Source organism: Nocardia sp. NPDC050712, from assembly GCF_040654295.1.
In the GTDB taxonomy this organism is placed as follows: domain Bacteria; phylum Actinomycetota; class Actinomycetes; order Mycobacteriales; family Mycobacteriaceae; genus Nocardia.
Map to the genome: position 1 here is coordinate 723,456 of NZ_JBFAHT010000002.1, position 12,224 is coordinate 735,679.

10 protein-coding genes are annotated in these 12,224 nt (G+C 70.5%); 7 read left to right on the forward strand and 3 right to left on the reverse strand.

Annotated features, from left to right (window positions below; all coding sequences use genetic code 11):
* Nucleotides 1-8 precede the first annotated feature (8 nt).
* The 4 genes from AB0H76_RS13820 to AB0H76_RS13835 are packed head-to-tail and all read left to right on the forward strand — an operon-like array spanning nucleotide 9 to nucleotide 4,465.
* Nucleotides 9-1,007, forward strand: coding sequence for an LLM class F420-dependent oxidoreductase (locus AB0H76_RS13820; protein WP_357322342.1), 999 nt, complete (start codon nucleotides 9-11; stop codon nucleotides 1,005-1,007).
* Nucleotides 1,004-2,188, forward strand: a complete 1,185-nt coding sequence (locus tag AB0H76_RS13825) for an acetyl-CoA C-acyltransferase (RefSeq protein ID WP_357322345.1) — start codon at nucleotides 1,004-1,006, stop codon at nucleotides 2,186-2,188. Before AB0H76_RS13820 ends, AB0H76_RS13825 begins: the two co-directional genes overlap by 4 nt.
* Before the next feature lie 34 nt (nucleotides 2,189-2,222).
* Nucleotides 2,223-3,944 (forward strand): class I adenylate-forming enzyme family protein, encoded by a 1,722-nt coding sequence (locus AB0H76_RS13830; RefSeq protein ID WP_357322348.1) that lies wholly within the window; start codon nucleotides 2,223-2,225, stop codon nucleotides 3,942-3,944.
* 59 nt (nucleotides 3,945-4,003) lie between these two features.
* Nucleotides 4,004-4,465, forward strand: a complete 462-nt coding sequence (locus tag AB0H76_RS13835; protein ID WP_357322351.1) for a hemerythrin domain-containing protein — start codon at nucleotides 4,004-4,006, stop codon at nucleotides 4,463-4,465.
* Nucleotides 4,466-4,829: 364 nt separating this feature from the next.
* Here AB0H76_RS13835 and AB0H76_RS13840 read toward each other — a convergent pair whose 3' ends face one another.
* The 3 genes from AB0H76_RS13840 to AB0H76_RS13850 form a co-directional block, all read right to left on the reverse strand.
* Nucleotides 4,830-5,030 carry a hypothetical protein gene (locus AB0H76_RS13840; RefSeq protein WP_357322354.1) on the reverse strand — a complete coding sequence of 67 codons (201 nt, stop codon included), beginning with the start codon at nucleotides 5,028-5,030 and terminating at the stop codon, nucleotides 4,830-4,832.
* A gap of 137 nt (nucleotides 5,031-5,167) precedes the next feature.
* Complete coding sequence (locus AB0H76_RS13845; RefSeq protein ID WP_357322356.1) at nucleotides 5,168-6,904, reverse strand: FAD-dependent oxidoreductase; 1,737 nt, start codon at nucleotides 6,902-6,904, stop codon at nucleotides 5,168-5,170.
* 51 nt (nucleotides 6,905-6,955) lie between these two features.
* On the reverse strand, nucleotides 6,956-8,350 hold the full coding sequence (locus AB0H76_RS13850) for an FAD-dependent monooxygenase (protein WP_357322359.1): 1,395 nt from the start codon (nucleotides 8,348-8,350) through the stop codon (nucleotides 6,956-6,958).
* Nucleotides 8,351-8,554: 204 nt separating this feature from the next.
* On the opposite strand from AB0H76_RS13850, the gene AB0H76_RS13855 reads away from it, so the two are divergent.
* From AB0H76_RS13855 to AB0H76_RS13865, 3 genes are all read left to right on the forward strand, one after another.
* The gene (locus AB0H76_RS13855; RefSeq protein ID WP_357322362.1) at nucleotides 8,555-9,196 is read left to right on the forward strand and encodes a TetR/AcrR family transcriptional regulator; all 642 of its coding nucleotides are present in this window, start codon (nucleotides 8,555-8,557) and stop codon (nucleotides 9,194-9,196) included.
* A gap of 332 nt (nucleotides 9,197-9,528) precedes the next feature.
* Nucleotides 9,529-10,914 carry an amidase gene (locus AB0H76_RS13860; RefSeq protein WP_357322364.1) on the forward strand — a complete coding sequence of 462 codons (1,386 nt, stop codon included), beginning with the start codon at nucleotides 9,529-9,531 and terminating at the stop codon, nucleotides 10,912-10,914.
* A 97-nt stretch (nucleotides 10,915-11,011) separates the two neighbouring features.
* Nucleotides 11,012-12,187 (forward strand): low temperature requirement protein A, encoded by a 1,176-nt coding sequence (locus tag AB0H76_RS13865; protein ID WP_357322367.1) that lies wholly within the window; start codon nucleotides 11,012-11,014, stop codon nucleotides 12,185-12,187.
* Nucleotides 12,188-12,224 lie beyond the last annotated feature (37 nt).

Here is a 12,224-nt window from a genome sequence, read left to right on the forward strand (position 1 = left end):
CCTCGGCCGTGGCTCCGACGCTGAGTGTGAGCCTGCCGTATTGGCAGGACCAGGATCCGATGCAAGCCCTCGAGGTCGCCGACGCCGCGGCGAAACTCGGCTACCACCAGCTGTGGGTGGGCGAGATGGCGACCTTCGACGCGTTCGCGCTGGCGAGCGCGGTCGGTTCGCGACCGGGCGGAATACCGTTGTGCCTGGGCCCTTTCGCGGTCGATGTGCGCAGCCCGGCGACGATCGCGATCGGGGCGGCCAGCGTCGCCGCGCTCACCGGTCGATCGGTCGACGTCGCCATCGGTACCTCCAGCACGGTTCTGGTGGAACAGTGGCATGGGAGGCAACGGCGCAGTCCCGCAAAGCATCTCGAAGAATCCGCGCAGATCCTGCGCGGATTGCTGGCGGGCGAGAAGGTCGATTTCACCGGCCGCGTGGAGTCGACGCGGGGATACCGGCTGCGACTGCCCGCGCCGCGCTCCGGCCTCACCATCGCGGCCTTCGGTGCGCGCGCACTGGCCTGCGCCGCCCTAGCCGCCGACCGGGTGGTGCTGAACCTGGTCACCCCGGCACAGGTCCGGCGATGCGTGGAAACGGTTCGGGCAGAAGCGGACCGGGCCGATCGCCCGATGCCACGGGTGGCGGTGTGGGTGACCGCCGCGCTCGATCCGGCACCGGAGATGACGGCGACGGTCCGGCGCGGCATCGTCGGATATCTGGCCGCCCCGGGCTATCGCGAGATGTTCGCCGAAGCGGGATTCGGCGCGATCACCGAGCTGGCCCGCTCCGGCGCGCACCCGCGCGAGATCCTGGCCGCCGTCCCCGACGAGCTGCCCTACGCGGTCGGAATGTTCGGTGACCGCGCCACTTTGGCGGCTCGCCTGGGGGAGTACCGAGCCGCGGGCGCGGACGAAGTGGTGGTGGTTCCGGCGACCTCGGCCGCCGACCCCGCCGGGCTCGCCACGCTGGAGACCGTCATTCGAATCCACGACGACGGAGACCGGAGGTATCGATGACCGCTTATATCTACGACGCCGTCCGGCTGCCCCGGGCTCGGGTCCGCAGGAACGGCGGCACCCTTGCCGAACTACCGCCGTACGAGCTACTCGGTCAACTGCTCACCGCACTCGAAAAGCGCTCGCTCCCGGCCGAATTCGTCGACGACGTGCTCGTCGGCGTCAGCACCGTCACGGGCGAGCAGGGCGGCGACCTGGCCCGGGCGGCCGTGCAGTGGGCGGGCTGGCCGGATGCCGTTCCGGGCGCGGTGGTCTCGCGGCTGTGCTGTTCCGGCTTGGACGCCCTGGAAAGCGCGGCGGCCCGCGTGGGTTCCGGCATCGCGGAGATCGTGGTCGCGGGTGGCGTCGAGTCCATGTCCCGGGTGCCGATGCTGGCCGACCGGCCCGCCATCGCCACCGACCCGGATCTGGGGGAGCGCACCGGATTCGTCACCATCGGCGTATCGGCCGACCTGACCGCCGCGGTCGCGGGCATCACCCGCGCGGAGCTCGATGCCTACGCCGTGCGTTCCCATCAGCGCGCCGTGGCCGCCCCCGCTGGCGATTCGCTGGTTCCCGTGCGTAAGGGCGAGGTGGTGCTGCTCGACGCCGACGAGGGCGCGCGGCCCGGCGCGAGCCTCGCGGAATTCGGGCAATTGCCAACACTTTTCGGCGACGACGCCGTGGCCTGGGAACGGGTCGCTCGCCGCCTGCCCGAGGCGCCCCGACCGGCCGCCGGTCTGCACACGCTCGCCACCGCGCCGCAACTGGCCGACGGCGCCTCGGCCGCGGTCCTCGGCAGTGCGGGCGCGGCTTCGCGGCTGGGCCGAAAGCCACTGGCGGTCATCGCCGGAACCGCGCAGGCCGCGGTTCGCTCGCCGCTGCTCACCGCTCCGGCCCTGGCGGCGGCGCGGGCGCTGCGCCGCGCGGGCATCACCGCCGCCGAGCTCGATGTCGTCGAAGTCAACGAATCCTTCGCGGTCACACCGCTGCTGCTGGCCCGCGAGCTCGACCTCGACCCACAGCGGGTCAACCCGAACGGCGGCGCGCTCGCGGTCGGCCACCCGCTCGGCGCCACCGGCGGCAACCTGCTCGCCCTGGCCCTGGACGAACTGGACCGGATCGACGGCGAACACGCGCTGCTGACCATTCCCGCCGCGCTGGGCCTGGCTTCGGCCGTCGTCGTCCGCCGGCTCCGCTGAGCCACCCCGATATCGCACTCCAGGAAGCACACTCATGGCCGATCTGCCCTTCGTACCGTTTTCCCCAGTCGCGGACGACCGCGGCGTCACACCCTGCCATCCCGAGGACGTGGTGCGCGCGTACCTCGACAAGGGGTGGTGGCAGGCCGAGACGATCCTCGACGTCTTCGACGGCTGGGTGCGCGCCCGGCCGGACGCACCCGCCCTCACCGATCCGGCGAACCTGGCCGCGCTGACCGGCGCCGAGCCCGAGGCACTGACCTGGCGCCAGTTGCACGACCGCGTGGAGCACACCGCGGCGGCCCTGTACGCCAACGGGATTCGCCAGGGTGACGTGGTAGCGGTGCTGGTCCCGAACTCGGTCGCGCTGGTAGCGGGGTATCTGGCGCTGTGGCGGCTGGGCGCGGTCGCCACGCCGATGCCGGTGTCCTATCGGGGGCACGAGATCTCCGGCATCGTCGCCGCGTCCGCCGCCGTCGCGATCATCACCGTCGAGACCCTGCCGGACCGCGAGCTCGCCCGCGAGGTGTCCGGGCTGGGGTTGCGCACCGTGTTCACCTTCGACCCGGCCGCCGTCGCGAGCCTGCATCCGGACGCCGTCGCCGACCGGGAGCCGATGCGGAAATATGTTGCGGGCCTGGCGGTCACGATCAACGACCGGGTGACGATCTGCTGGACCAGCGGCACCGAGGCCGCGCCCAAGGGCGTTCCGCGCTGCCACGGCGACTGGCTGGCCATCGGCTGGGGTCCGCAGGACGGCCTGGAAACCGGCGTCGATTCGGTGATCCTCAACCCGTTCCCGCTGGTGAACATGGCGGGGTTCGCGGGCTCGCTGTTGCCGTGGCTGCTCGGCGGCGGGCACCTGGTGCAGCACCATCCGCTGGACCTGCCGGTCTTCCTCGGCCAGATCCAGCGGCACGGTGTCACGCACACGTCCATGCCGCCGGCGTTGCTGACCATGCTGTTGCAGCGCGAGGACCTGCGCGGCCTGGCCGACCTGTCCTCGCTGCAACGGGTCGGCTCCGGTGGGGCGCCGCTGCCGCCGGGGGTGGTGCGGGACTGGCAGGAACGGTTCGGGATCGAGGTGCTGAACTTCTTCGGCTCCAACGAGGGTGTGAGCCTGATGGGCGCGCCCGCCGATATCCCCGATCCGGTGCTGCGCGCTCAGCATCTGCCCAACTACAGCAGCGGCCGCACCTGGGCCAGCCGCCTGGCGGCCAATACCGCCGTGCGCCTGGTGGATCCGGTGACCGGCGCGCAGGTGCGCGAAGCCGGTGCGCACGGGGAACTGCGCTTGAAGGGTCCGGCCGTCTTCGGCGGCTATCTGCCCGGCACCGCCACCAGCGCGCCCTTCGACGCCGACGGGTACCTGTGCAGCGGCGACGTGTTCGAGCTGTGCGGCCCGGACGGGCAGTATCTGCGGTTCGTCGACCGGCTGAAGGAGATCATCATCCGCGGCGGCATGAACATCGCACCCGCCGAGATCGAGGGTTTGCTGCTGGATCATCCCGTCATCGCCGAGGTGGCCGTCGTCGGATATCCGGATCCCGTCCTGGGCGAGAAATGTTGTGCGATAGTCGTGCCCAAGCCGGGGGCGAGCATCACTCTCGGCGAGCTCACCGATCATTTGCGGGCCCGCGACATCGCCTCGTTCAAGCTCCCGGAACGGCTCGAACTCGCCGCGGTGCTGCCGCGTAACCCGGTCGGGAAAATCCTGCGCCGGCAGCTTCGGGACGAGTTGCTCGGGCACGCGTGATCGGTGCGTCAGCGCAGGCATGACCGGGCCCGGTTCCGGTCCTACCGCGAGGAGTATCGATGTCCACCGACGCGATCGTTGTGCTGCGCGAGGACCACAGGGCGGTGCGGGCACTGTTCCGGGAATTCGAGCGGGCGGGTGAGCGGGCCTACGCGGTCAAGGGGCGACTGATCACGCAGATCATCGAATTACTCACCGTGCACAGCTATATCGAGAACGAGGGCATGTATCCGGACATCCGGGAGCTGGTGCCGGGATTGGAGCGCCACATCCTGGAGTCGCTGGAGGAGCACCACGTGGCGGAGGTTCTGCTGGCCGAACTGGCCGCGATGCGGCCCGAGGACGAGCGCTTCACCGCGAAGGCGACCGTGCTCATCGACTACGTCGATCGGCATATCGACGAGGAGGAGAACGAGTGGTTTCCGAAGGTGCGAGAACATGTGGGGCGTAACCAACTTCGCACGATCGGCGCGCGCATGCTGGAGCTGCGGAAGAAGGCGCCGGCGCTACCGGCGCGCTAGCACTTGTCGTCCTGAGCGAAGCGAGGACTGGGTCCGAACTTTCGCTTCGCTCAGGAGGACAGGGGCCGGCGGTGTGATGTCAGGCCACGCTGCGGCGGGCCGGGTGGGCGTTGCGCCCCATCACCTGTTCCCACCAGGAGTCCAGCGGACTCGGGTGGGGCCAGACGATCGGGGATTCGGAATCCGCTTCGGCGGCGGACGTTTTTCGGACGGATACGGTGCTGGTGCGACTGTCGAGACTGGCCACGATCTGGATTCCTCCGAGTGTCTGAACTTGTCTCAGGTGCTGACTGCTTCGCGCCCCGCACACCCGGCGCGATGCGCGAGATGTGAACGGCGGCAGTAATTCCCGTGCCGCTCGGGCCTAAACGTCGATACGCGAGGGGTTCTCGTAGGGATAGGGGTGACCCGTGATCGGTCGATCGGTGTTATTTTCGGCGGCGCCCCACGCTCGAGCGCTCCGCTCGGCAAGCGGTACGACTTCTTTGTCGGATTCGATGCCGATAACCGGCGTCTGCTGGCCAGCGTAGTCGGCTTCGCCTGCGGTGGGGAAGATATCCGGCACGGGTGTGTCTCGCCTTCCTAACGATCGAGCCCGGCCGGGTGGGCCGAGTTCGCGTAGTTCGCATGGTGACGTGACTGCGCAGAGAGCTGCTGGGTGGTATATCGCCGGCACCGTGCGATTCGTTACAACCCCGGGTCCTAGCTGTCCATGAGGTGGGGCAGTCCGTTACGGAAGCGGTCGGCGTCGATCCGCTTGAGTGGTTCGAAGACCGGCAGCGACACCAGCGGGTGGATGGGCACCCGGGGGCCGGAATCCCCGGCCGCGTCGAGAATCGCGTTGGCGATCGCGCGCCCGGATTCGTTGGCGCTCTCCATGGTGGCCAGGTCGATGTGCGAGCGGACGTGGTCGCCGCCGAAGAACAGGTTGGGTATCGCGCAATGCGCGTGCGGGCGATAGTCGTAGGAACCGACGGTGTTCACCAGCAGCGGCGTCTCGTTGTGGATGGCGCCGCCGGACCAGGAGACGCCCGGATCGAGGTGCCAGGAGTGGATGTCCTCCGCGCGCAGCCAGTCGGTCGAGGTGTTGAGCCAGCGCTGCAACTGCGCCCAGACCTCGCGGGCGATCTCGTCCGCCGTGCAGTCCTTGGCGCTGCGGCCGTAGAGGATGCCGGGGGTGTCCCAGTCCGACACGTCCACCGACAGGCACTCCCGCACGCTGCCGTCCCCGTAGCGGGCCGCGAAGTCCCCGCGCCACATGGGGGCTTGGCGCAAGGCCGTGATGGCCCAGGGCGTTCCGAGCGCGGCGACGTGGCCCTGCGGCAGCCGGGTCGGTTGCCGCAGGTAGTACTGGATGCCGACCATCCAGTCGGTGACCAGCTCGAGCATGCCCGCCAGGTGCGGATCGGCGTCGAGGATGTCGCCGCTCAGCAGCGCCACGGTCTTGTCGACCGGCATCGCGCAGACGTACCAGTCGGCCTGCGCCGTGGCCGTGCCGCCGGACCCGGCGACGGTCACGCCGGTGATCATCCCGTCGCGCAGATGCAGCCGGGTCGCGCGCTGCCCCGGGACGAAGCGCACACCCCGCGCGCGCAGGTAGCCGACCCACGGGTCGATCCAGACCTCGTTCGTCGGACCGTTCAGGATCCGGTCGACGCCGCCGCTGAACTGCGGGATCAGCCCGGTGCCCGCGAGCACCAGGGCCTCGCCGATGGTGCCGATGGTGCGCGCCGAACTCAGGTGCGGTTTCGCGGCGACGGTGATCCGGGTGAGCGCGTTCACCAGGTATTCGCGATAGGCCGCGGACTTGCCCTCGGCGCGCAGCATCGCCTCCCAGGTCACGTATTCCCATTGGCCGTAGCGGCGTTCGTCGGAGGAGGTGAACCATAGCGCGATCTGGCGGGCGAAGAACGCCAGCTCCAGCGGGGGTAGCTGCGGGACGAACGCGAACGCGGTGATGATGCTGGTCTGGAGGAGTTCGGGGGTGAGATGGCGCAGCCCGGACAGTTCGACGGGGGTGAAGATCGGTGGCAGATCCCGGAATCCGGCGATCGCGCCGTCCACCCGGACCAGGTTCCCGGCGACGCCATCGGGGTTGCCGGGGAACGGGATCCGGCTCATCGTCTCCGGAATGTTCTGGTAGCAGCCGGGGAAGAAGCGGAAGCCGTGCTCGCCGGGCAGATCCGCCCGGCCGCCGGACCCGGTGCCCGGCACGCCCATGCTGCGCGCCTTGCCGCCGAGCTGCGAGGGCTCGTAAACCGTTACCTCGTAGCCTTTTTCGATCAGTTCATGGGCCGCCGACAATCCGGCCACGCCGCCGCCGAAGACGGCGACCGAGCGGCCGGTGCCGTGCAGGGCGGGTGTGCGGCGCGGCCCGGCGGCGGCCGGTCCCGCGAACAGGCCGGTGGTCGCGCCCATGACGAGGGCACCGCGAACCACCTCGCGTCCTGGTGAGGTCGAAACCGGACGCGGGTCGGGAGTCGTGCATGTCTAGCTCCTGGGGACGGGACCGCGGGCCTGCGCGGATGGTCGGGGTGCAGGCGCGGGAGCGGGGGAGAGTGGAATCGCCTGGGCGGCGGTGCGCGCCTGCAGCCATTCGGCGGCGGCGTCGCGGAGTTCCTGACCCAGGTTCACCAGGACCGCCGTGCGATCGCCGCGCAGCAGGGCGCGTGCGGTCAGCCCGGTGACCAGGGACGGGGTCAGCAGTTGCTTGGGTGTCGTTGTGCGCGAGAAGATCTCGGTGGCTGCCAGCGCCAGGGCGGCCTCGTGCTGGGCAGCCCGGTAGAGCTCGATCTCCAAGGGCCGCATCGGTTCGGCGCGGGCCAGGCGGTTGGTCCACTGGTACATGTCCAGGCATTCACCCGCCCGGGTGCGCTCCCAGCCGAGCAGGGTGTGGTCCAGCGCCGCCGGGTCGTCGAGCACCGGGGCGACCGCGTCCCCCAGTAACCGGCCGTAGCGCAGCGCGTCCCGAATCCCTTGCGCGGTAACGGGATCCTTGAAGTGCCCGGCGTCGCCGGGCAGCGCCCAGCCCGGCCCGCAGGAGCGGCGGAAGTAGGACTCGATGCCGGTGGCCGACCGCACCCGGCCCACCCTGGTGCTGCCGTCCAGGCGCGCGGCCAATTCGGGCAGGCGGTCGATCGCCGCGAGATATCGGGTTTCGGCGTGGCCGCTTCCGGGCTCGGCGGGTTCGGCGGGCGGCTGGACCAGGCTCAGCAGGAGCCCGTCGTCGCACGGGAACGCGGTGCCCAGGTCGGCCCCGGCGCGCCACTGGGCCGCGACATGGCGCTGGGTGGGGTCGGCGTCGCGCCAGTAGGCGAAGTAGCAGTCCCGTCCGCTCGGCGCGCGCAGATAGGGTTCGGCCGCGCCGACCAGCCGGGCGACGGTACTGCGGCGGCCGTCGGCGCCGATCACCAGCGGGGCGCGGACTTCCACGGTGGTTCCGGTGCGGTCGACGTAACGGACACCGGCGACGCGGCCACTGTCCCAGACTATTTCGGTGACACGCGCGCGTTCGCGGATCTCGGCCCCGGCCGCCCGCGCGGTGCCGACCAGCGCGGCATCCAGGCCGGGCCGGCGCACGCACAGCGCGTAGTCGATGCCGTCGACCGGGCTGAAGGGCGAGGTGACGCAGAATCCGGACCCGCCCGCGCGGGCCAGGGTCAACCGCGGTGCGCCGAGTGCGGCCACCGCCGCGCCGGCGCCCACCGCCGCGAGTTCGGCGACGCCGGCGGGCCAGAGCAGATGCGTCGAGACGGTGTCGGTGGGGAATCGCGCGCTGTCCAGGCCGAGTACCCGGCGCCCGGCCCGGGCCAGGGCGATGGCGGCGGCCGAACCGGCGCAGCGCGTGCCGACCACGATCGCGTCGACCTGTTCGACCGCGGTCATGATCGCCGGCCATCGTCGAATCCCCTTGCGGGGGATGCGCATTCGATCATGATTGCCCTCGGTCACTATGTCTCGGACACTGTGTCCGATAGTGAGCGCCGCGGCACCGAATGTCAACACCTGTCTGGGTCAGAAGCTCGGCCGTCGGCGCGGAAGCCGAAGGAGCACAATGGCAGCCATGGTGGACTCGACACCGGACCCGCGATGCCCTCGCTGACGCGCCCCGTCCGCGCCGCCCGGCCGCCCGACGACGACCGCCGGGCGGATCTGGAGCGCCGCGTCCTGGGCGCGCTCGAACAGCTACTGGCCGAGGGGCTTCCATTCACCGAGATCGCCGTGCAGCGCATCGCCGCCACCGCGCGGATCGCGCGCTCGACCTTCTACCGCTACTTCCCCGACAAGAGCCGCCTGCTCATTCGCATGGCCGAGCTGGCCACTACCGAGCTGTTCGGGGCCGCCGAATTGTGGTGGCGCGCCGACCATGCCGACGAGCAGGCCGGTGTCGTCGCGGCGATGCACGCGATGATCGCGGGCTTCCGTGAGCATCGATATCTGCTGCTGGCGCTCAGTGAGGTTTCCGCCTACGACCGCGATGTCGGCGCGTACTGGCGCGCGCGGGTCGCGATGTTCATCGACCTGGTGCGCGAGCGGCTCGAAGCCGATCAGCGGCGCGGCAAGGTCGGCGCCGGCTTGGATCCCGCCGCGACGGCGCTGGTACTGACCTCGATGGTGGAGCGCACGATCGCGGTGCACTTCTCGACCGGCGCCGCGGTGGCCGATGCGGTACTGGCCGAGGCGCTCGGTCGTTCGATCTGGTTGACGATCTACGGTGACGCACCCGGCTGAGAAGCGGTGTTATCCCTTGCGCGGCAAGATATTCAGGACAAGGGCGAGCCCGATCGCCAGGCTGGCGCAGGCTGCGAGAGTTATGCCGGTTGACCGCGTAATGGCGGCGATTCCAGCCGAAAAGGCCAGGCACGTCGAAGATGCCAGTGCTGCGGTCACCGGTTCCATACCGGCAATCCGGGTGGTTCGGTGATCCGTCATGCCCAGTGGGTACCCCATGGCCGTCGTTATGAAACCGTGATGGCGTGTCGCGAGCATCGGTGCAGGTACTAGGCTCAGCTGCCAAACAGGTGATCCGGCCGTGATGTCCGGACCGGAGAAGCGGGTCGACAATGCGCGAAATCGTGTCCGCCGGAGTGCGGGAACAGCGAGGCATGCTGGACCGGGGCGAGATCTCGGCCGGTGAGCTGATCGAGGCGACGCTGCGGGGAATCGACGAGTCCGATCTCAACGCCTTCAGCACCGTGCTGCACGAACGCGCGCGCGCCGAGGCCGCCGACCGGGATCGCGAGCGGGCCGCCGGCGCGGCGCCGGGCCCGCTGCACGGCATCCCGATCGCGGTGAAAGAGGAACTCGACCTGGCCGGGGAGGTCACCACCTTCGGCACCCGCGCCAATCACCGGCCCGCGCCCGCGGATTCGGAGGTGGTGCGGCGGCTGCGGGCCGCCGGCGCGGTGATCGTCGGCAAGACCGCGATGCCGGAATTCGGGCAGTGGCCGTTCACCGAATCGACCACGTACGGCCTGACCCGCAATCCCTGGGACCGCACCCGGTCCACCGGCGGCTCCAGCGGCGGCTCCGCCGCGGCCGTGGCCGCCGGGCTGGTGCCGGTCGCGATCGGCGGCGACGGCGGCGGGTCGATCCGGATTCCGGCGGCCTGCTGCGGCCTGTTCGGCTTGAAGACCCAGCGCGGCCGGGTGCCCACGGCGCCGCACCCGCACCTGTGGTGGGCGCTGGGCGTGGTCGGCCCGCTGACCCGCACCGTGTACGACAGTGCCCTGGTCTACGACGTGATCCGGGGCAGCACGCCCAGCGACCGCTTCCACGCGCCGGACCCCATCATGTCCTTCGTCGCGGCGGCGGAGCGGCCGAGTACCGGGCTGCGCATCGGCTACAGCACGCACTCGCCGGTGCCCCTGACGAAACCGGATCCGCAACACGTCCAAGCGGTCCTCGACACCGCCGAACTGCTACGCGGTCTGGGCCACACCGTGTTCGAGATCGACCCGCACTACCCCGATCCGACCCCGGCGTTCCTCCCGCAGTTCTTCGGCGGCGTGCGCGCCGAAGCCGAACTCGTCGACGACCCGTCCCGGCTGGAACGCCGGACCCGCGAGACCGTCGCGCTCGGTACCTGGGCGCGTCCGCGGGTGATCGAATGGGCGATCCGCCGGGGCGAAACGCTCGCGCGCCGGGTCGACCAGCTCTTCACCGACTGTGATCTGCTGCTGACCCCGACCATCGCCATTCGCCCGCCGCACGTCGGCGTGCTCGACGGCGCGGGCAGCGTGCGCGCCCTGCTGCGCTCGATGCCGATGGCCGCCTACACGGGTATGTGGAACGTGACCGGTCATCCGGCCGCCTCGATTCCCAGCGGTGTCGGCACCGACGGCCTGCCGCTCGCGGTGCAGTTGGTCGGGCCCACCAACGGCGAGACCGCGATCCTGCCGGTCGCCGCCCAGTTGGAAGCGGCGCGCCCGCAACCCCGCCCGTTCTGAGCTCGGCCGCGGTCGGGGATCAGCGCGGCGCGCTTCCGGCCGCGAATCGCCGTCGCGGTATCCGGATCGTGCGCGGGCGGAATCCTACGATGCCTACATGACCGAGCACCGGATCAGCGGCTGGACCTGGCGGCATCGGATGACGCCGCGCAGCCCCGAGGAGCAGCACCGGGCGGCGACGCCGCTGGAGCTGCTGTTCGACCTGTGCTTCGTGGTGGCGATCGCGCAGGTCGCGCTGCGGCTCGAACACGCGCTGGCGGAGGGGCATTTCGCGGCGGGGGTGCCGAGTTTCTTCATGGTGTTCTTCGCGATCTGGTGGGCGTGGATGAACTTCAGCTGGTTCGCCTCGGCCTTCGATACCGACGACGTGCCCTACCGGCTGTCGACGCTGCTGGTGATGACCGGTGTGCTGGTGCTCGCCGCCGGCGTGCCGCGCGCCTTCGACGACGGCGACTACGCGATCGTGTTCCTCGGTTACCTGGTGATGCGCGTCGGACTGGTCGCCCAGCAGTTGCGCGCGGCGGCCGCGCATCCGCGGGGGCGGGCCACCATGCTGCGATACGTGGCCGGGGAGTCGCTGTGCATGGTGGGCTGGGGCGTCGTCATCTTCGCGCTGCCGGACACCCTGCGGACGTGGGGCTTCCTGGTGCTGGTGCTCGCCGAACTGCTGGTGCCGCCGTTCGCGGACCGGGCCTGGCGGATGCCGTGGCACCCGCATCACATCGCCGAACGCTATGGGCTGCTGACCATCATCGTGCTCGGCGAGACGATCCTGTCCGCCACCAACGCTTTTCGCGACGCCTTGAGCACGGGGATCAACACCGAGTTGCTGTTCATCGCGGCAGGCGGGCTGCTCATCGTGTTCGCCATGTGGTGGGTGTATTTCTCGATGGACGCCGGGGCGCTGCTGGAGGCGACGCCCGCGCCCTTCCTGTGGGGTTACGGCCACTACGTGATCTTCGCGGCCGGCGCCGCGGTCGGTGCGGGGCTGTCGGTGAACATCGCCCAGGTCGAGCACTACACCGTATTGTCCACCGCCCAAGCGGGTTCGGCGGTCACCATCCCGGTGTTCTGCTACCTGCTCGTGGTGTGGTGGCTGATGGTGCGCCCGCACGGCGCGAACGCGCCCTACGGCTGGACCATGCCGCTGATCGGGGTGCTGGTGCTGGCGGCGAGTTTCACCCCGCACCCGGTGCCGGTGGCGGGTGTGCTGATGGCGTTGCTCATCGGGGTGAGCATCGTCGCGCACTCGCATCGGCCGGTCGCGGTCTGAGCGTCAGGCGGCCCGCCGCGGTCGTGAACAACCGTGA